Here is a 19,509-nt window from a genome sequence, read left to right as displayed (position 1 = left end):
CGGCGGACGGGAGGGCGCGGCGTCAGGGCCGGACCGGGGCGGAGGAGTCGGACCGCGGGGGCGCGAGGGCAGGACCCCCGGGGCGGGAGAAACTCGGTGGGCCATGTCAGTGGTGAACCGTAGGCTCGCTCCTGATGTCCACCACAGCTGAAGCCACCCGGCCCGACCGGTCCGCCGTCCGCTCCCTGCTGCGGCTCTGGCCGTACGTACGCCCGGTCAGAGCCCGGTTGTTCACCGCGGCGGTCGTCGCGATCGTCGCCTCCTGCCTGAGCCTCGTCATCCCGCTGGTCCTGAAGTGGATGGTGGACGGGCCGGTCGCCGACCGGGACGTGGGCGGGGTGTGGCTGGGGGCCCTGTACCTGCTGCTGCTCGGTGTCGCGGAGGCGCTGCTGTTCGGCTTCCGGCGCTGGCTGGTGGCCCGTCCGCTGGCCGGGGTGGAGGCGGCGATGCGGGCGGATCTCTTCCGGCACCTCCAGCGGCTGCCCGTGGCGTTCCACGACCGGTGGGCGTCGGGGCAACTGCTGTCGCGCGGGACGACGGATCTGATGCTGGTACGGCTGTTCCTGGCGTTCCCGCTGACGTTCCTGCTCGTCAACGGGGTGACGATCGTCGTCGGCGCGGGGATCATGCTGGCCCAGCAGTGGACGCTCGGACTGGTGCTGCTGGCCCCGGTCGCGCCGCTGGTGTTCGTCATCGCCCGGTTCGAGGCGCGCTACTCGTCGGTGGCGCGGACCGCGCAGGACCAGGTGGGCGATCTCACCACCGTCGTCGAGGAGAGCGTCCTCGGCATCCGCGTCATCAAGGGCTTCGGGCGCCACCGCAGCCAGGCGGCGGCCTTCCGTGCGCTGTCCGGGCGGCTGCGCGGGACCGAGCTGGTCAAGGCCCGGCTGCTGGCGGGGATCTTCGGCGTCATCATGACCGTCCCCGAGCTGGCCATCGGCGCCGCGCTGGTGCTCGGCACGATGCAGGTCGCGGACGGCACCCTGTCGGCCGGCACGCTGGTCGCCTTCCTCTCGACGGCGCTCGCGCTGCGCTGGCCGGTGGACGCGATGGGCTTCCTGCTCGCGATGAGCCAGGAGGCGGCGACGGCGACGGACCGCTACTTCGACGTCCTGGACGCGGAGGTGGAGGCGGAGACGGAGGTGGAACGGGAGGGGAAGCACGGGGCCGGGGACGGGCCCGTGGAATGGACGGGGCCCGTGGAATCGACGGGGCTCGTGGAGGGCGGGCTCCGGTTCGAGGGCGTCCGCTTCCGCTATCCCGACGCCTCCGAGGACGGAGAACCGGTGCTGAAGGACATCGACCTGCACATCCGGCCCGGGGAGACCATGGCTCTCGTCGGCGCCACGGGCAGCGGAAAGACGACGCTGACCGCGCTCGTACCGCGGCTGTACGAGGTGACCGCCGGGCGCATCACGCTGGACGGGCGGGACATCGCCGCCATGCCGCGCGAGGAGCTGCGGACCCTGGTGTCGATGGCCTTCGAGGAGCCGACGCTCTTCTCGGCCAGTGTCGGGGAGAACGTGCGGATGGGCGCCGAGCACGCCGATGACGAGGAGGTGGTGCGGGCGCTGGACGTGGCCCAGGCGCGTTTCGTGGACGCGCTGCCGCAGGGATGTGCCACCCAGGTCGGCGAGCAGGGCCTCAGCCTCTCGGGCGGCCAGCGGCAGCGGCTCGCCCTCGCCCGCGCCGTCGTGGGCAGGCCGCGGTTCCTCGTACTCGACGACCCGCTGTCGGCACTCGACGTGCACACGGAGGCCCTTGTGGAGGCAGCGCTGCGCCGGGTCCTCCGGGACACCACCGCCCTGGTGGTGGCGCACCGGCCGTCCACGGTGCTGCTCGCCGACCGGGTGGCGCTGCTGTCCGGGGGCCGGGTCGCGGCCGTCGGCACCCACCACGAACTGCTGCGGGACAACGCCGAGTACGCCTGGCTGATGTCGGGCGCTCATGCCGAGGAGCGAGAGCGATGACGTCATCGACGGCCACGACGCCGCAGCCGGACGGCGGGGACGCCTCGGCCGGGGCCGTCCCGGAGTCCCCCGGGGCACCGGGCCCGCACGGCACGGCCACCGGCGGAACCGCCGCGGGCGGGACGGGCCCTGACGGGACGGCAGCGAAGGCAAAGGCCCCTGACGGGACGGGCCTGGACACCGGTGGCGACGCCTTCGACCGGGACGCCCTGCCCGCGCCCGACGGCGCCACCGGCGCACTGCTGAGGTCGCTGCTGGCCCCCCTCCGTGGCCGGGTACTCGTCGCCGCGGTCCTGCTGCTGCTCCAGCAGGCCGCTGCCCAGGCCGGACCGCTGCTCGTCGCGTTCGCCATCGACCGCGGGGTGCCCGCCTTGCGCGACGGCGACCACGGGCCCCTGGTCGTGGTGGGCGCCGGGTACGCGGTGTGCGCTGTCGGGTCCGGTGCGTTCCAGTACGCCTTCATCCGCGCGTCGGCCCGGGTCAACCAGGACGCGCTGCTCGATCTGCGGGGCCGGATCTTCCGGCACGCCCAGGCACTGAGTCTGGACTTCCACGAGCGCTACACCTCGGGCCGGATCATCTCCCGCTCCACCACCGACGTCGAGTCGCTGCGCGAACTGCTCAGCGAGGGACTGCAGGAACTCCTCGCCGTGGCCCTGTCGTTCGTCTACATCTCGGCGATGCTGCTCTGGCTCGACCTCGGCATCGGCGGCCTCGCCGTGCTCAGCTTCGTCCCGCTGTACCTGCTGGTGCAGCTCTACCGGCGGCGCGCCGCGATGGTCTTCTCCGAGCGGTCCACCGCCATCGCCTCCGTCATCGTGAAGTTCGCGGAGACGATGAACGGCATCCGGCCGGTGCGCGCCTTCCGCCGCGAGCGGGCGAACGACGAGCACTTCCGCGCGCTGAACGCCAGGCACGCCCGCAGCAACGGGGACGCGCTGCTGGAGATGGCCCGCTATGTCGTGGGGTCCCGGCTGGTGGCCAACACAGCGGTGGCGGGAATCGTGCTGTGGGGCGCGTACCGGGTGACCGAGGGGACGCTGGCGCTGGGCGTGCTGGCGGCCTCGGTGCTCTATCTGCGGCGGCTGTACGACCCGATCGACCGGCTCGGCATGTTCCTCAACTCCTACGAGTCGGCCGCCGCGTCGCTGCAGAAGATCGCGGGCCTGCTCGCCCAGACGCCGTCCGTACCGGAGCCGGCCCGCCCGGTGGGGCTGCCGGAGCGCGCCGGTGCCACCGGTCCGGGCCGGGAGGTGGTCTTCGAGGACGTGCGCTTCGCGTACCGCACCGGCGGAGAGGTGCTGCCGCGCTTCCATCTGACGATCCCCGCAGGCCAGACCGTCGCCGTCGTCGGCTCGACCGGCGCGGGCAAGTCCACGCTGGCGAAGCTGCTGGCCCGGTTCTACGACCCGGCGGACGGGCGGGTCCTGCTCGACGGGACCGATCTGCGCGACCTTCCGGTGCCCGAGCTGCGGCGCGGGGTGGTGATGGTGACCCAGGAGGCCTTCCTGTTCTCCGGCACGGTCGCCGAGAACATCGCCATCGGCCGGCCGGAGGCGACGCGTGCGGAGATCGAGCGGGCCGCGAAGGCCATCGGGGCGCACGACTTCATCTGCGGCCTGCCGGAGGGCTACGACACGGATGTGCGCAAGCGCGGGGGAAGGATCTCCGCGGGCCAGCGCCAGCTCGTCGCCTTCGCCCGGGCGCTGCTGGCCGACCCGGCGGTGCTGATCCTGGACGAGGCCACCAGCTCGCTCGACGTCCCCGGCGAGCGCGCGGTGCAGCGGGCCATGGACACGGTGCTGCGCGGGCGTACCGCCATCGTCATCGCGCACCGGCTGTCGACGGTGGAGATCGCCGACCGGGTCCTGGTGATGGAAGGCGGCCGCATCGTCGAGGACGGCAGCCCGGCCGCCCTCGTCGACGGCGCGGGGCGTTTCGCGGGGCTGCACCGGGCCTGGCGGGAGAGCCTGGTCTGACGGCGGGGCGGCGGCGGGATGCGCCGGCGAACCGGGCTTCACGCCGTGTCACGACGGCAGCCTGCGGGCGGGAAGACTGCCGCACACCGCACAAGCCGGAGAAGCCCGGCCGAGGCACGATCCCGGGCATGACCGACACCAGGGAAGTGATCTGCCGCCCCCACCCGAGCCGCGGCCTGTGGTTCGTCCTCGGGCTCGGGGCGGCCGGGGCGATCCTGGCCGCGCTGCGCATGGCGTACCGGGGCGGGCTTCCGGACCCGTGGGCGTGCGGGGGCCTGCTTGCCGCGTCGGTGGGGTTCGGGTGCCTCTACCGGGCCACCGCGCAGGTGAGCGCCGATGTGTACGGCCTGCACTCCCGGACGCTGCTGCGCCGCTGGAGCCGGCCCTGGCACGACGTCGCCGACCTGCGCGTGTACATGCAGTACAGCCGAGACGGCTACGACTTCCGTCGCGTCAGCGTGCTGCTGCGCGACGGCCGCACGCGGCGCCTGCCGCTGCCGTGGAGCACTGCCGTCCACCACCGCCCGGACTTCGACGCGCAGCTGGACGCGCTCCGCGCGCTGCACCGCCGGTACGGAGCCCCGCAGTCCAGCCACGTCCCCGTCATCTCGTACCGTGCCGCCGGGCGCGGCTCGGCCGGGTGGCTGGTCCTGTGCGTGCTGCTGCTCGCGGGCGCGGGCCTGGCCGCGTGGTCCGTGCCGAGCGCCGGGGCGGAGCAGAGGGCGTGGCGGTCGGCCGTCCCGTGCACCACCGAGACCGCGGAGCACGGCGATTGCCTGACCACCCTGCCGGCCGTGATCGCGCGGACCGAGGTCGGGACCGTGAAGGGACGCAGCCGGCTGTACTTCGCCGACGGCCGGCCGCTGGAGCGGCTCTCGATCTCGCGGGAAGGAGTCCAGGGATTCCAGCCCGGCGACAGCGTCGAACTGACCTTGTGGCGCGGCCAGGTGAGGGAGGTCACCGGAGAACGGCACGTGTGGCGCGAGCACTTCACCGGCGCCGGGGACGTGGCCGTCATGGCGGCCGCGTGCGCCCTCGCCGCGGGCTGTCCCGGCGCCCGGGTGCTGCTGCGGCTGCGCGGGCGCCGGCTGCCCGACGACGAGGTCCTTCCGTCGGCCGGTCCGTTCACGGGTGCGCTCGCCGGTACGGCCCTGTGGCTGCTGCCGCTCTGCTACCTCCACCCCACGACCCTGCTCACCTCTCCCGTGGCGATCACCTGGGCGGCCGCGGGCTCGCTCGCCACGCTGGGGCTCCTCGCCTGGGCCTGGCGCGCCACCCGGGTCCGTACGCCCGGGGAAGCCACGGCGGGAGCGGCGGAAGCCGCCCAAGAGCCCTCCGGGGAGGTGTTCCTGGCCGCCAGCTTCCTGGAGCACACCGACTACAACCCGCACGGCTCCGGCACCCATATCGTCCTCGGCGACGGCCCGCCCGCGGTGACGCCCCACCCCGGCCCGGACCGGTTCGCGGCGAAACGGATCCCGGTGGAGCGGCTCACCGTCAAGGACGTGCGGCGCGCCCGGGGCGGTGACGGCGACGGTGTCCCCAGAAGCTGGCACGTCGCCGAAGTCGACGACGCGGGCAGGCCGGTCCGCCTCGCGGCCGCCCCGGCCGATCTGATCCGCATCATCCGCATCATCCGCGAGCTGGGCGGTGCGGGGAACCACCGCGACACCGTGAAGTCCGGGCGATGACCGCCTCTGGCCGCTGACGACGGCGACGGCGACGGCGAGCGCCGTCGAGGGGGTTCCCGGCTCCGCGGGTGCGCCGGCTGTGGGGCCGGTCACCGCCGCCGTGCGGGCCGTGCGGGGCCGTGCAGGAGTGTGCAGGAGCGTGCAGGAGCAGGTCTCCGTAGGGCCGGTGAAGCCCGATGGGCGGAATCGGGGTTCACCGCGGCCGTGGACGTCCCCCTCGCGACTCGCTGTCACCGAGCCGCGCGCGGATTCCCGCCGATCGCCCACCACGCACCGGCACGGTCACCGCTCGGCGTCCCCGGACTTCGACGCTTCGGCGGGAACCAGGATTCGCCGGACCGGACCCCGGGGCGTGCCCCGGGTGGGCGGCAGCGGTGCGCGCGTCCCGTCCGTGACTCCGCCCGTCAGGCGATTTCCCGCGGCTTCGCGCGTGCCCCTCGCCTCGGCCGGCAGGCAAGGGCTTAGCTTCGGGCGCGGCGGCCGTCGCCGCGTTCCGGTTCCGGGGCCGGCTCCGGGACGGGGTCCGGGACCGGCTCCGCGGCCCGGGCAGGGGCCCGGTAGCAAGTCCGGCACCGGGCCCCGGGCCAGGTCCCGGCTCCGGCTCCGGCTCCGGCTCCGGTGCCCATGAGGGTCCGTCAGCCGATGCTCTCGGGAGGTTCGCATGTCCGGTCCCGTACCGCGCGCGCTGGTGGCCTCGGTGCTGGCGGGCCTGCTGGTGTACGTCCAGCCGGCCGGCGCTCACAAGACGGCCCGGACGACCGGGACGACCGCCGCACCGCCCGTCCCGGCGGGACCCTCAGTCCCCGCCCCGCTCCCCGTCCCCGGCCCGCTCTCCGTCCCGGGCGGACCCGGGGCCCGGGCCCTCGCCTATGTGGCCGAACTCCACTCGGACTCGGTGTCCGTCGTGGACACCCGCACCAACCGGGTCGTCGGCACCGTGCCCGTCGGGGACGGGCCGGATAGCACCGCTGTCACCCCGGACGGCTCGACGGTCTATGTCACCGACTCGGGTGCGGACACGGTGTCGGTGATCGACGCCCACCGGGGCGAGGTCGTCGCCACCGTGCCCGTCGGCGACGAACCGAGCAGGGTGGCCGTCTCCCCCGACGGCCGCCGCGTCTATGTCGCCAACGTCGCGTCCGACGACGTCTCCGTCATCGACGCCCGCCGCAACCGGGTCGTCGCCACCATCGAGGTCGGCGACGCCCCTCTGGGCCTCGCGTTCCTGCCCGACGGCTCGCGCCTCTACGTCGCGAACGCCGGCTCCGACGAGGTGTGGGTGATCGGCCCACGCCGCCACCGGGTCCTCGGCACCGTCCCCGTCGGGGAAGGACCGACCACCCTGGCGGTCACCCCGGACGGCTCCCGGGTGTACGTCTCCAACCTCACCTCCGGCGATGTGTCGGTCGTCGACACCCGCCGGGACGAGGTCGTCGCCACCGTCGAGGTGGGCGACGGACCCGCCGGGGTGGCCGTGCTCCCCGACGGCCGCCGTGTGTACGTCGCCAACACGGTCGGCGACGACGTGTCGGTGATCGACACCTGCCGGAACGAGGTGACCGCCACCGTGCCGGTCGGCGAAGAGCCCAACGGGATCGCCGTGACCCCCGACGGTTCACGGGTGTACGTCACCGAGTTCGCGGACGACGAGGTCTCGGTGATCGGCACCCGCCGCGACCGGGTCGTCGCCACCGTCGAGGTCGGCGCCGGGCCGACCGGGGTGGCGATCACCCCGGCGGAGAGCGGGAGACCCGGATGGAGTGCGCGGAGGCCACCGTTCGGGGGCGAGCCCGGCGGATGTCCTCGCCCGGTCGGTCCGCGTCCGTAGGCGGACAGCGTCCGTGGACGACCGCGTTCGTAGGCGATCCGTGTCCGTGGACGGACCGCGTTCGTAGGCGATCCGCGTCCGTGGACGGACCGCGTTCGTAGGCGATCCGCGTCCGTGGGCGGACCGCTACGGCGCTGCGGCGCTACGGCCGTTGCCCGGCGCTTCGTCCCGACGAGGCCGCTCTGGGGGCGTACCGCGGGTTCCGGTCCCGCCCCGGCCCGTCGTGGACGGTGTTCGACCGTGGAGCTGACACCTTTTCAGACAATCCCCGGAACGGTTCACGCCGTCGTCCGGCGCATCCGGCAGGGCCGGGGCCCGCCGGGCGGTTCGGCGGCGCGCGGCGCTCCGCCGGGCGCCGCGCGGCGCCCGCCCGACGGGAACGCGCCACGCCGGGGCGCCGGCGTGACGGGCGGCGCGTACCATCTGCACTCCACGGTTCCGCAGGCGGCCCCAGAACCGGATGTCTTCAGTCCGAATCCCGCCGAAGCCGCCGTACTCCGCCCGCCAGGGCCGTAGGACGGCGCCGGCGGAGCCCGCGGCGAAACGTCCGCTTAACGAACACGGCCTCTCACTCAACGAACGCGATCCGGCCATTCTCTTGACGCGCCCCTGACAGAAACCGTTAACCCCTGCGACGCTTCCACCGAGCCACGCACTACATGCTCCTCGGTTCTGCCGGGCGGCCCACCCAGCCGCCTTCGACCCCCCTCGCAGAAGGAGTTCGCGTGAGACCCACGCCCAGCCGTCGCGCGTCCGCGACCGGCGCTCTGCTCGCAGTCGCAGCCCTCCTGGCCGTCGGAGTCCAGTCCGGCTCCGCCGCCGCGGCACCCGACGCCGCCCCCGCAGCCCCGGCACAGCAGTCCGCCTCCGGGGCCGACCCCGGCGCGCTGCCCGCGAAGCTCTCCCCCGCCCAGCGGGCGGAGCTGCTCCGCGAGGCCAACGCCACCAAGGCGGCGACCGCGGCCGAACTCGGCCTCGGCGCCCAGGAGAAGCTCGTGGTGCGCGACGTCGTCCAGGACCGGGACGGCACCACGCACACCCGCTACGAGCGCACCTACGCGGGCCTGCCGGTGCTCGGCGGCGACCTGGTCGTCGCCGAGACGAAGGCGGGACGGACCGAGTTCGTCGGCAAGGCGTCGACGGCGGCGCTGAAGAACGTCGACACCAGTGCCGACGTCGCCCCGGCCACCGCCGAGCAGCAGGCCGTGGCGGCCGCCCGCGCGGAGGGCTCGAAGGACACCACCGCCGACCGGGCCCCGCGCAAGGTGGTCTGGATGGCCCAGGGGCAGCCGACGCTGGCGTACGAGACCGTCGTGGGCGGTCTGCAGCACGACGGCACCCCCAACGAACTGCACGTCGTCACCGACGCCACCACCGGCGCGAAGCTGTACGAGTGGCAGGCGGTCCACCAGGGCACGGGCAACACGATGTACAGCGGCCAGGTGACCCTGGGCACCGCTCCGTCGTACACCCTGACCGACACCACCCGCGGCAACCACAAGACCAACAACCTCAACCGCGGCACGTCCGGCAGCGGCACGCTGTTCTCCGGAACGGACGACGTCTGGGGCGACGGCACCCCGCAGAACCTCGAGACCGCCGGCGCCGACGCGCACTACGGCGCGGCGCTGACCTGGGACTACTTCAAGGACGTGCACGGCCGTTCCGGAATCCGGGGCGACGGCGTCGGCGCGTACTCCCGGGTCCACTACGGCAACAACTACATCAACGCGTTCTGGCAGGACAGCTGCTTCTGCATGACCTACGGCGACGGCGCCGGCAACGCCAAGCCGCTGACGTCGATCGACGTGGCCGCGCACGAGATGACGCACGGCATCACCTCCAACACCGCCAAGCTGATCTACAGCGGCGAGTCCGGCGGCCTCAACGAGGCGACGTCCGACATCTTCGCCGCCGCCGTCGAGTTCCACGCCGCCAACACCCAGGACAAGGGCGACTACCTGGTCGGCGAGAAGATCGACATCAACGGCAACGGCACCCCGCTGCGCTACATGGACAAGCCCAGCAAGGACGGCAAGTCCAAGGACGCCTGGTACTCGGGCATCGGCAGCATCGACGTGCACTACTCCTCCGGCCCGGCGAACCACTGGTACTACCTGCTCTCCGAGGGCAGCGGGGCGAAGACCATCAACGGCGTGAACTACGACTCGCCGACCTCCGACGGCCTGCCGGTCACCGGCATCGGCCGCGACAAGGCGTCGCTGATCTGGTTCAAGGCGCTCACCACGAAGTTCACCTCGACGACCAACTACGCGGCCGCCCGCACCGGCACGCTCGCGGTCGCGACGGAGCTGTACGGCGCGAACAGCGCCGAGGTCAAGGCCGTGACCGACGCCTGGGCCGGCATCAACGTCGGATCCCGGCCCGGCGGCGAGCCCGGCCCCGGCAAGGTCTTCGAGAACACCGGCGACGTGAACATCCCCGACCTCGGCACGGCCAGCTCCCCCGTCGCGGTCACCGGCATCGCCGGAAACGCCCCGTCGAACCTCGCGGTCGACGTCGACATCCGGCACACCTGGCGCGGTGACCTGGTCATCGACCTGGTGGCCCCGGACGGTACGGCCTACCGCCTGAAGAACTCCAGCGGCAGCGACTCCGCCGACAACGTGATCGCGACCTACACCGTGAACGCCTCCAGCGAGGTGGCCAACGGCACCTGGAACCTGCGGGTCCAGGACGTCGCCCGCTACGACACCGGCTACATCAGCAACGTCAAGCTGACGTTCCCGTAGGCACCCGGGCGGGTCGCCCGCCCTCGGCACCGCCCCGGCCGCCCGGGGGAGCCCCCGCTCCCCCGGGCGGTCCCGCGCGACCCGCACGGCCCGCACGCCCCGCCGTGCGACCCGTACAAGCCCCGCACACCCACGCTCCCCGCCGCGCGGCCGCACGGCCCGCATGCCCCGCACGAGTTCAGCGCATCAGCACCCCCGCCCCCTCGCCCGTCGCCCCCGTCGGCCACGCCACCAGACCGAGGTCCGCCCCGTGCGGCAGCAGCGGGTGCGCCGGCAGCACCCGGACCGTGTAGCCGAACGGGCCGGTGCGGTCGAGGGCCAGCGGCCCCTCGTAGACCAGCCGGCCGGCGGTGTCGGGGCCGCTCGCGACCGGTTTCAGCGGGAAGGTCCGGGGCTCGGCGATCGAGTCGTCCGGGTCGACCCGGCCCGCCACGGCCTGCACCTCCACGTCCTCGGGCCGCAGCAGGCCGAGGGTGACGCACACCCGCAGGGCCAGCGTCGAGCCCAGCTCCGCCGCGCCCGTGCCCTCGGAGTCGTCCGCGCCCGCGCCCACCTCCGCGCCCGCCTCGACGTGGTCGACCGAGACGGCGGGCCAGGCCGCGCGCACCCGGGCCTTCCAGGCGGCCAGCTCGCCGGCCGCGCCGGTGTCCAGGGCGAGAACCCGGTGGGCCCGGGCGGCCGGGGCGTAGAGCCGGTCCACGTACTCGCGGACCATCCGGTCGGCCAGCACCTTCGGCCCCAGCGCGGTCAGCGTGCGCCGGACCATCTCGGTCCAGCGGGCGGGCACCCCGTCCGCGCCCCGGTCGTAGAACAGCGGCGCGATACGCTCCTCGACCAGTCCGTACAGCGCGGCGGCCTCCAGATCGTCGCGGCGGTCCTGTTCGCGGGCGGCGGTGCCGTCGGCCGTGGGCACGGCCCAGCCGAAGTCCGGCTCGTACCACTCGTCCCACCAGCCGTCGAGCACGGACAGGTTGAGGCCGCCGTTGAGTGCGGCCTTCATCCCGCTGGTGCCGCACGCCTCCAGGGGGCGGAGGGGGTTGTTCAGCCACACGTCGCAACCCGGCAGCAGCTTCCGCGCCATCGCCATGCCGTAGTCGGGCAGGAAGACGATCCGGTGCCGTACCCGCGGGTCGTCCGCGAACCGCACGAGTTCCTGGACCAGCCGCTTGCCGCCGTCGTCGGCGGGGTGCGCCTTGCCCGCGACGACGATCTGGACCGGGCGCCGCGGGTGGAGCAGCAGCTCCGTGAGCCGTTCCCGGTCGCGCAGCATCAGGGTGAGCCGCTTGTACGCGGGGACCCGGCGGGCGAACCCGACGGTGAGCACGTCCGGGTCCAGCACCCCGTCGATCCAGCCCAGCTCCGTCGACCCGGCGCCGCGCCGGCGCCAGGAGGCGTACAGCCGCTCGCGGACCTCCTGCACCAGCCGCTCCCGCAGGACCCGGCGGAGCTCCCAGAGGTCGGCGGCCGGTGCCGCCGCGATGTCCTCCCCGAGGGCGAGCACCTCGGGCGCCACCCAGGTCGCGGCGTGCACCCCGTTGGTGACCGAGGTGATCGGCACCTCCGGCGTGTCGAAGCCCGGCCACAGACCGCGGAACATCTCACGGCTCACCGCGCCGTGCAGCGTGGAGACCCCGTTGGCGCGCTGGGCGAGGCGCAGCCCCATGACCGCCATGTTGAACACCCGGGGCTCGCCGCCGGGGTAGCTCTCGGTGCCCAGCCTCAGCACCCGTTCCGCGTCGATGCCGGGCAGTTCGCCGTCCGCACCGAAGTGACGGGCCACCAGCTCGCGGTCGAAGCGGTCGATGCCTGCCGGAACGGGGGTGTGGGTGGTGAACACCGTTCCGGCCCGGACCGCCTCCAGGGCGGCGTCGAAGTCGAGGCCGTACGGCAGCAGCTCGCGGATCCGTTCCAGCCCCTGGAAGCCGGCGTGGCCCTCGTTGGTGTGGAAGACCTCGGGCTCCGGGTGCCCGGTGAGCCTGCAGTACGCGCGGACCGCGCGGACCCCGCCGATGCCGAGCAGGGCCTCCTGGAGCAGCCGGTGCTCGCTGCCGCCGCCGTACAGCCGGTCGGTGACGTCGCGCTCCCCGGGGGCGTTCTCCTCCACGTCCGAGTCCAGCAGCAGCAGCGGTACCCGGCCGACCTCGGCCTGCCAGATCCGGGCCCGCAGGGTGCGTCCGCCCGGCAGGCCGAGGGACACCTGGGCGGGGCTGCCGTCGGGCTCCCGGAGCAGGGTCAGCGGAAGCTCGTCGGGGTCGAGGACGGGATAGTGCTCCTGCTGCCAGCCGTCGCGGGACAGCGACTGCCGGAAGTAGCCGTGCCGGTACAGCAGTCCGACGCCGATCAGCGGGACCCCCAGGTCGCTGGCGGCCTTCAGATGGTCGCCGGCGAGTATGCCCAGGCCGCCCGAGTACTGGGGCAGCGCGGCGGTGATGCCGAACTCGGGTGAGAAGTAGGCGACGGCCGCGGGCAGCGGCACCCCGTCACCGGACTGCTCCTGGTACCAGCGCCGCCCGCGCAGATAGGCGTCCAGATCGCGGGCGGACTCCGAGACGCGGAACAGGAACTCCGGGTCGGTGGCGAGTTCGGCGAGCCGGCCCGCGGTCACCGATCCGAGCAGCCGCACCGGGTCGCCGCCGGCCGCCCGCCAGCCGGCGGGGTCCGCGCAGCGGAACAGCTCCCGCGTCGGCGCGTGCCAGGACCACCGGAGGTTGCGGGCCAGCTCGCTGAGCGGGGCGAGGGGCTCGGGGAGGACGGGGCGGACGGTGAATCGACGAATGGCCTTCACGGGTCCCACCTTCGAGACAGAGGTTCATCCGGGGACGCACGACGCTGTGCGCCCGTCCGACTCCTCGACCGTAGTGGCGCGCCGCCCGGCTCAACCACGGCGCGAGGAGGGCGCATAGAGCCGTGCCACCATCGGCCGATCCCGGCCGTGCCGCGTTCCGCGCCGCGAGCGGGGTTCGTACGGCTCGGGGCGGCCGGTCGCGTCCGCCCCGCAGCGGTGCCCCCCGGGGCGCGGTGCCGATACGCCCCGGCGCCGGTGCCGGTGCCGCGGCGGCCGGGCCGCCCGCGTCCGGCGCCCCCTCACCACCGGGCCGGGCCCGGGCGGGCGGGGCGGGGCCACCGCCACCGGCGCGCCGGGCCGGGCCGGGCCGGGCCAGGCCGAAAACCTGACCTGACCGGGCCGGGCCCGCGGTCTGCCGGACCTGGTTCGCGCAGGGAGCTGCCCAGGTGAGGGGGCACGCGTCACCGGACGCCGGAAAGCGGAGCCTTCGCTCCGGATGAAGATTCACGGTGACCGTCCCGTGGAGGGCGGCACGGCCTATTCACCGTCTTTCGGCAAACACCGGCCGACGCGCCCCGCGATCGTTCCGGCGAACCCCGGCGATTGGCCGGAAAGAACCCTGGCGATCGGATTTGTATTACCAATCAGGAATTAGCGAACTCAACACGGTAAGAAGACGACTGAAGTTGACTTCACATGTTCATGGTGGTCGCCTCCCGCACCGGGTGAACGGTTCCGGAAGGGCCCGGGAACGGCCTCCGGACGGCCTCGGCCTTGTGCGCCGACCTACGCCCTAGTAGGTAACGGTCCACCGGATTGCCGACCCGAAGCGCGTGGGAAGGCTCCCCCGGTACGCCCGGAGCGCACTCGCGACCCTTCCATTCGAGTGAACGCGGACAGGAGCGGCCATGCCCGCAGCCCGCCAGCCGTCAACGGAGCAGCTACAAAGAACACCCGCCCCCAGTGAAGTGGGAGCGTCCGTTCGACCCGCCGAGCCCGCACAGCCCCCAGGTGATGCCGTGAAAACGCTGATTGGCCGCATTCCCGTGCTGGACGTACGCCCCCTCGTCGACTGCGGCCGAAGGCCCGCGAAATCGGTGGTCGGTGAAACGTTCCGGATCAGCGCCACCGTGTTCCGCGAAGGACACGACGCGGTGGCCGCCAATGTCGTCCTGCGGGACCCCGCGGGCCGCCAGGGCCCCTGGACGCCGATGCGGGAACTCGCACCCGGCACCGACCGCTGGGGCGCGGAGGTCACACCGGACGCCGAGGGCCGGTGGACCTACAGCGTCGAGGCGTGGAGCGATCCGCTGGCCACCTGGCGGCACCACGCCGGCATCAAGATCCCCGCCGGGATCGACACCGCCCTGGTCCTCGACGAGGGCGCGCAGCTCTACGAGCGTGCCGCCGCGGGCGTCCCCAAGAAGGCGGGCCGGGAGGCCGTGCTCGCCGCGGCCGACGCCCTGCGCGACAAGGACCGGCCGGACCGCGAGCGGCTGGAGGCGGCGCTCGCCCCGGACGCGCTCGCCGCGCTGGAGCGCCATCCGCTGCGCGAACTGGTCACCGCCTCACCCCTGTTGCCGCTCCAGGTGGAGCGGACCCGCGCGCTGTTCGGCTCCTGGTACGAGTTCTTCCCGCGCTCCGAGGGCGCCCGGACCGAGGGCGGAAGGCCCGTCTCCGGCACCTTCCGCACGGCGGCGCAGCGACTGCCCGCCATCGCCGCGATGGGCTTCGACGTGGTGTACCTCCCGCCGGTCCACCCCATCGGCAGCACCTTCCGGAAGGGCCCGAACAACGCGCTCGACGCCGGACCGCACGACGTCGGAGTGCCCTGGGCGATCGGCTCGCCCGAGGGCGGCCACGACGCCGTCCACCCGGACCTCGGCACCCTCGAGGACTTCGACGCGTTCGTGCGGTGCGCCCGGGACCTGCGGATGGAGGTCGCCCTCGACTTCGCCCTGCAGTGCTCCCCCGACCACCCGTGGGTGACCGAGCACCCCGAGTGGTTCCACCACCGGGCGGACGGCAGCATCGCCTACGCGGAGAACCCGCCGAAGAAGTACCAGGACATCTACCCGATCGCCTTCGACCGCGACATGCCGGGGATCGTCGCCGAGACCCTGCGGGTGCTGCGCCACTGGATGGCGCACGGGGTGCGGATCTTCCGCGTCGACAACCCGCACACCAAGCCGGTGGCGTTCTGGGAGAAGGTCATCGGCGCGGTCAACCGGACCGACCCGGACGTCGTCTTCCTCGCGGAGGCGTTCACCCGCCCGGCGATGATGCACACCCTCGCCGCGGTCGGCTTCCAGCAGTCGTACACCTACTTCACCTGGCGCACCACCAAGCAGGAGCTGACCGGGTACCTGACGGAGCTGTCGGGCGAGGCGGCCGCCTGGATGCGGCCCAACTTCTTCGTGAACACCCCGGACATCCTGCACGCCTACCTCCAGGAGGGCGGTCGGCCGGCGTTCGAGGTGCGCGCCGTGCTCGCCGCCACCCTGTCCCCCAGCTGGGGCGTGTACGCGGGGTACGAGCTGTGCGAGAACACCCCGCTGCGGCCCGGAAGCGAGGAGTACCTGGACTCGGAGAAGTACCAACTGCGGCCGCGCGACTGGGAGTCGGCGGAGCGCGAGGGGCGCAGCATCGCGCCGCTGATCACCGCGCTGAACCGGATCCGGCGGCGCCACCCGGCGCTGCAGCAGCTCCGGAACCTCCGCTTCCATCACACCGACAACGACTCCGTGATCGCCTACAGCAAGCGAACGGGTTCGAACACCGTTCTGGTGGTCGTCAATCTCGACCCCCACCACACCCAGGAGACGACGGTCTCGTTTGACATGCCGGAGCTCGGCCTCGACTGGCACGAGACCGTACCGGTGCGCGACGAGCTCACCGGCGAGACCTATCACTGGGGCAGGGCCAGCTATGTGCGCCTCGAGCCGGGCGTCACGCCTGCGCACATCGCCGTCCTGCGACCGTCCCCGCCGATCGGAGGGTCACCCACATCATGATCGTCAACGAGCCCGTCCCCGACACCTTCGAGGACACCCCCGCCAAGGACCGGGACCCCGACTGGTTCAAACGCGCCGTGTTCTACGAGGTGCTGGTGCGCACCTTCCAGGACAGCAACGGCGACGGCATCGGCGACCTCAGGGGGCTCACCGCCAAGCTGGACTATCTGCAGTGGCTGGGCGTGGACTGCCTGTGGCTGCCGCCGTTCTTCAAGTCCCCTCTCCGCGACGGGGGTTACGACGTCGCCGACTACACCTCGGTGCTGCCGGAGTTCGGCGACCTCGCCGACTTCGTCGAGTTCGTGGACGCCGCGCACCAGCGCGGGATGCGGGTCATCATCGACTTCGTCATGAACCACACCAGCGACCAGCACCCGTGGTTCCAGGAGTCCCGGAGCAACCCGGACGGCCCCTACGGCGACTACTACGTCTGGGCCGACGACGACAAGCAGTTCCAGGACGCCCGGATCATCTTCGTCGACACGGAGACCTCCAACTGGACCTTCGACCCGGTCCGCAAGCAGTACTACTGGCACCGCTTCTTCTCCCACCAGCCGGACCTCAACTACGAGAACCCGGCGGTGCAGGAGGAGATCATCTCCGCTCTGCGCTTCTGGCTGGACCTGGGCATCGACGGCTTCCGGCTGGACGCCGTGCCGTACCTGTACCAGGAGGAGGGCACCAACTGCGAGAACCTCCCGGCCACCCACTCCTTCCTCAAGCGGGTCCGCAAGGAGATCGACGCCCACTACCCGGACACGGTGCTGCTGGCCGAGGCGAACCAGTGGCCCGAGGACGTGGTCGACTACTTCGGCGACTACCCGTCGGGCGGCGACGAGTGCCACATGGCCTTCCACTTCCCGGTGATGCCGCGCATCTTCATGGCCGTGCGGCGGGAGTCCCGGTACCCGGTCTCCGAGATCCTGGCAAAGACCCCGCAGATCCCGAAGAACTGCCAGTGGGGCATCTTCCTGCGCAACCACGACGAGCTGACCCTGGAGATGGTCACCGACGAGGAGCGCGACTACATGTACGCGGAGTACGCCAAGGACCCGCGGATGCGCGCCAACATCGGCATCCGCCGCCGGCTGGCCCCGCTGCTCGACAACGACCGGAACCAGATCGAGCTGTTCACCGCCCTGCTGCTGTCCCTGCCCGGCTCCCCGATCCTCTACTACGGGGACGAGATCGGGATGGGCGACAACATCTGGCTGGGCGACCGGGACGCGGTGCGCACGCCGATGCAGTGGACCCCGGACCGCAACGCGGGCTTCTCGTCCTGCGATCCCGGCCGGCTCTACCTGCCGACCATCATGGACCCGGTCTACGGCTACCAGGTCGCCAACGTCGAGGCCTCCATGGCGTCGCCCTCGTCGCTGCTGCACTGGACCCGCCGGATGATCGAGATCAGGAAGCAGAACCGCGCCTTCGGCCTCGGCACCTTCACCGAACTCCCTTCGTCGAACCCGGCCGTGCTGGCGTATCTGCGCGAGGCGCCCGCGACCGGGGACGGCTCGGACGACCTGGTGCTGTGCGTGAACAACTTCTCGCGCTTCGCCCAGCCGACCGAGCTGGACCTGCGCCGGTACAACGGCCGCCATCCGGTGGAGCTGATCGGCGGGGTGCGCTTCCCGGCGATCGGCGAGTGGCCGTACCTGCTGACGCTGGCCGGGCACGGCTTCTACTGGTTCCGGCTGCACCGGGAGCCGGTGGCCACGGAGAGCTCGGCGCGCGGGCCCGGGCGCCGGGCCCGGACGCGCAAGGGCGGCTGATTCCGGCACATGCCATGTCGTGTGCGGGGCGGTTGGACCGCCCCGCGCGGGGCACGCTCCCCCTCATATCGGTACCCGGTCCGAGTCCGTACGGACCATCCTCCGCCGACACTCCCCCTGCCTGCGGCGGGGGGACCCCCACGCACAGCCCGGACAGCTATTATTTGCCGCAATCCGGGACACTCTTCGCAACCTGTGGTGTGCCCGGGGAAAGGACGCGATGCCATGTCGGAGGCTGCATCCACCCGGACCCCCGTCGCCCTGCTGCCTTCGCTCTCGCCCCTGCTGCGCGAGTGGCTGCCCAGGCAGCGGTGGTTCGCGGGAAAGGGGCGCCCGGTCACCGGCTTCGCGCTGGTGGCCGCGGTCGAACTGCTGCCGGTCGACGCGGCCGGCCCCGGACTGCTCCATCTGCTGCTGCGCGTCAGGCAGCCCGGCCAGGCCCTGAACCCCAGGACCACCGCCGGGCGGGCACCGTCCGCACGGTGCGACCCGGGGGCGGGCGGCGACTGCTACCAGCTGCTGCTGGGCGTGCGCACCGCGGTCCCCCCGTATCTCGCCCCGGCGCTGATCGGCCGCGTGGCCGAGGGGCCGCTCGCCGGACGGACCGTCTACGAGGGACTGCACGACCCCCGGCTGGCGGGGCTGCTGCTGGAGCGGCTGCGCACACCCGGCCGGTTCGGCCCGCTGCGCTTCGACCGGGCCGCTCCCGTCCCGGGCGGGCTGCGCGCCCGGGTGCTCGACGCCGAGCAGTCCAACTCCTCGCTGGTATATGGGGATTCACTGATCCTCAAGATCTTCCGCCGGGTGTACCCGGGCATCAACCCCGATCTGGAACTGCCCCTCGCGCTCGCCCGCGCCGGCTGCGACCGGGTGCCCGCGCCCGTCGCCTGGTTCGAGTCGGACACCCCCGAGCCCTGCACCCTCGGCGTCCTCCAGCCCTTCCTCCGCGGCTCCCAGGACGGCTGGCAGCTCGCGCTCAAGGCGCTCGCCGGCGGCGACGACTTCATCGGCGAGGCGCAGGCCCTGGGCCGGGCCACGGCCGAGGTGCACACCGCGCTCGCCGCAGCGCTGCCCACCGTCTCGCTGAGCCGGTCCCAGACCGAGCACCTGGCGACGGCGATGAACGAGCGGCTGGACGCGGCACTGCGGGCGGTGCCCGCGCTGCTGCCGTACGTCCGCGGGCTGCGCGCCGCCTTCGACGCCATCGCCGGCGCGACCTTCGACGGCGACGGCAGGGCCCAGCGCATCCACGGCGACCTGCACCTCGGCCAGACCCTGCGCACACCCGACGGGGGCTGGTCGGTCATCGACTTCGAGGGGGAGCCGGCCCGCCCGCTCGACGAACGCCGCCGGGTGCAGCCCCCGGTGCGCGACATCGCCGGGATACTGCGCTCCTTCGACTACGCGGCCCGCTCGCACCGCCCCTGGAACCCGGCCTGGGCGGCGCGCTGCCGGGCCGCGTACTGCGAGGGCTACGCCGACGCCTCGGGCTCCGACCCGCGCGCCGAGGCGGAGCTGCTGCGCGCCTACGAGACCGACAAGGCCGTGTACGAGGTCGTGTACGAAGCCCGCCACCGGCCGGACTGGCTGCCGGTCCCCATGTCCGCCATCCAGCGCCTGGCCGGCCCCGCGGGCTGACGCCCGCAACCGCCCCGCACCGCCCCTGCCCCTGCCCCTGCCCCCGATCTTCCCCCTGAGTACAAGGAGGCCGTCCCCC

9 protein-coding genes are annotated in these 19,509 nt (G+C 73.2%); 8 read left to right on the top strand and 1 reads right to left on the bottom strand.

Annotated elements, in window-relative coordinates; genetic code table 11:
- Positions 1 to 134: 134 nt before the first annotated feature.
- From DDW44_RS21395 to DDW44_RS21370, 5 genes are all read left to right on the top strand, one after another.
- Positions 135 to 1,970, top strand: a complete 1,836-nt coding sequence (locus tag DDW44_RS21395; protein ID WP_108907404.1) for an ABC transporter ATP-binding protein — start codon at positions 135 to 137, stop codon at positions 1,968 to 1,970.
- Positions 1,967 to 3,949: an ABC transporter ATP-binding protein gene (locus tag DDW44_RS21390; protein WP_108907403.1), complete on the top strand. Its 1,983-nt coding sequence runs from the start codon at positions 1,967 to 1,969 to the stop codon at positions 3,947 to 3,949. The genes DDW44_RS21395 and DDW44_RS21390 overlap by 4 nt, the downstream gene beginning before the upstream one ends.
- A gap of 128 nt (positions 3,950 to 4,077) precedes the next feature.
- A complete protein-coding gene (locus tag DDW44_RS21385) occupies positions 4,078 to 5,640 on the top strand; it encodes a hypothetical protein (RefSeq protein WP_108907402.1) in 1,563 nt (520 codons plus the stop codon).
- Positions 5,641 to 6,301: 661 nt separating this feature from the next.
- Positions 6,302 to 7,468, top strand: coding sequence for a YVTN family beta-propeller repeat protein (locus DDW44_RS21375; protein WP_108907401.1), 1,167 nt, complete (start codon positions 6,302 to 6,304; stop codon positions 7,466 to 7,468).
- A 725-nt stretch (positions 7,469 to 8,193) separates the two neighbouring features.
- Positions 8,194 to 10,221, top strand: a complete 2,028-nt coding sequence (locus tag DDW44_RS21370) for a M4 family metallopeptidase (RefSeq protein ID WP_108907400.1) — start codon at positions 8,194 to 8,196, stop codon at positions 10,219 to 10,221.
- A gap of 178 nt (positions 10,222 to 10,399) precedes the next feature.
- On the opposite strand, the gene glgP is transcribed toward DDW44_RS21370, so the two are convergent.
- Positions 10,400 to 13,006 (bottom strand): alpha-glucan family phosphorylase, encoded by a 2,607-nt coding sequence (gene glgP, locus DDW44_RS21365; RefSeq protein ID WP_108907399.1) that lies wholly within the window; start codon positions 13,004 to 13,006, stop codon positions 10,400 to 10,402.
- Positions 13,007 to 14,034: 1,028 nt separating this feature from the next.
- Here glgP and DDW44_RS21360 point away from each other — a divergent pair.
- The 3 genes from DDW44_RS21360 to DDW44_RS21350 all read left to right on the top strand — a co-directional run bounded on the left by DDW44_RS21360 (position 14,035) and on the right by DDW44_RS21350 (position 19,430).
- Positions 14,035 to 16,020, top strand: a complete 1,986-nt coding sequence (locus DDW44_RS21360) for an alpha-1,4-glucan--maltose-1-phosphate maltosyltransferase (protein WP_208648051.1) — start codon at positions 14,035 to 14,037, stop codon at positions 16,018 to 16,020.
- A complete protein-coding gene (treS, locus tag DDW44_RS21355; protein ID WP_108907397.1) occupies positions 16,017 to 17,792 on the top strand; it encodes a maltose alpha-D-glucosyltransferase in 1,776 nt (591 codons plus the stop codon). Before DDW44_RS21360 ends, treS begins: the two co-directional genes overlap by 4 nt.
- A gap of 225 nt (positions 17,793 to 18,017) precedes the next feature.
- Positions 18,018 to 19,430 carry a maltokinase N-terminal cap-like domain-containing protein gene (locus tag DDW44_RS21350; protein ID WP_018891347.1) on the top strand — a complete coding sequence of 471 codons (1,413 nt, stop codon included), beginning with the start codon at positions 18,018 to 18,020 and terminating at the stop codon, positions 19,428 to 19,430.
- Positions 19,431 to 19,509: the final 79 nt, after the last annotated feature.

Origin of the sequence: Streptomyces tirandamycinicus (genome assembly GCF_003097515.1) — a bacterium.
Taxonomy (GTDB): domain Bacteria; phylum Actinomycetota; class Actinomycetes; order Streptomycetales; family Streptomycetaceae; genus Streptomyces; species Streptomyces tirandamycinicus.
This window is presented reverse-complemented; position numbering and strand designations above follow the sequence as displayed.

Coding starts and splice junctions, on each gene's coding strand:
- treS (WP_108907397.1), top strand. CDS start 16,017: ATGATCGTCAACGAGCCCGTCCCCGACACCTTCGAGGACACCCCCGCC.
- DDW44_RS21375 (WP_108907401.1), top strand. CDS start 6,302: ATGTCCGGTCCCGTACCGCGCGCGCTGGTGGCCTCGGTGCTGGCGGGC.
- DDW44_RS21350 (WP_018891347.1), top strand. CDS start 18,018: ATGTCGGAGGCTGCATCCACCCGGACCCCCGTCGCCCTGCTGCCTTCG.
- DDW44_RS21385 (WP_108907402.1), top strand. CDS start 4,078: ATGACCGACACCAGGGAAGTGATCTGCCGCCCCCACCCGAGCCGCGGC.
- DDW44_RS21395 (WP_108907404.1), top strand. CDS start 135: ATGTCCACCACAGCTGAAGCCACCCGGCCCGACCGGTCCGCCGTCCGC.
- DDW44_RS21390 (WP_108907403.1), top strand. CDS start 1,967: ATGACGTCATCGACGGCCACGACGCCGCAGCCGGACGGCGGGGACGCC.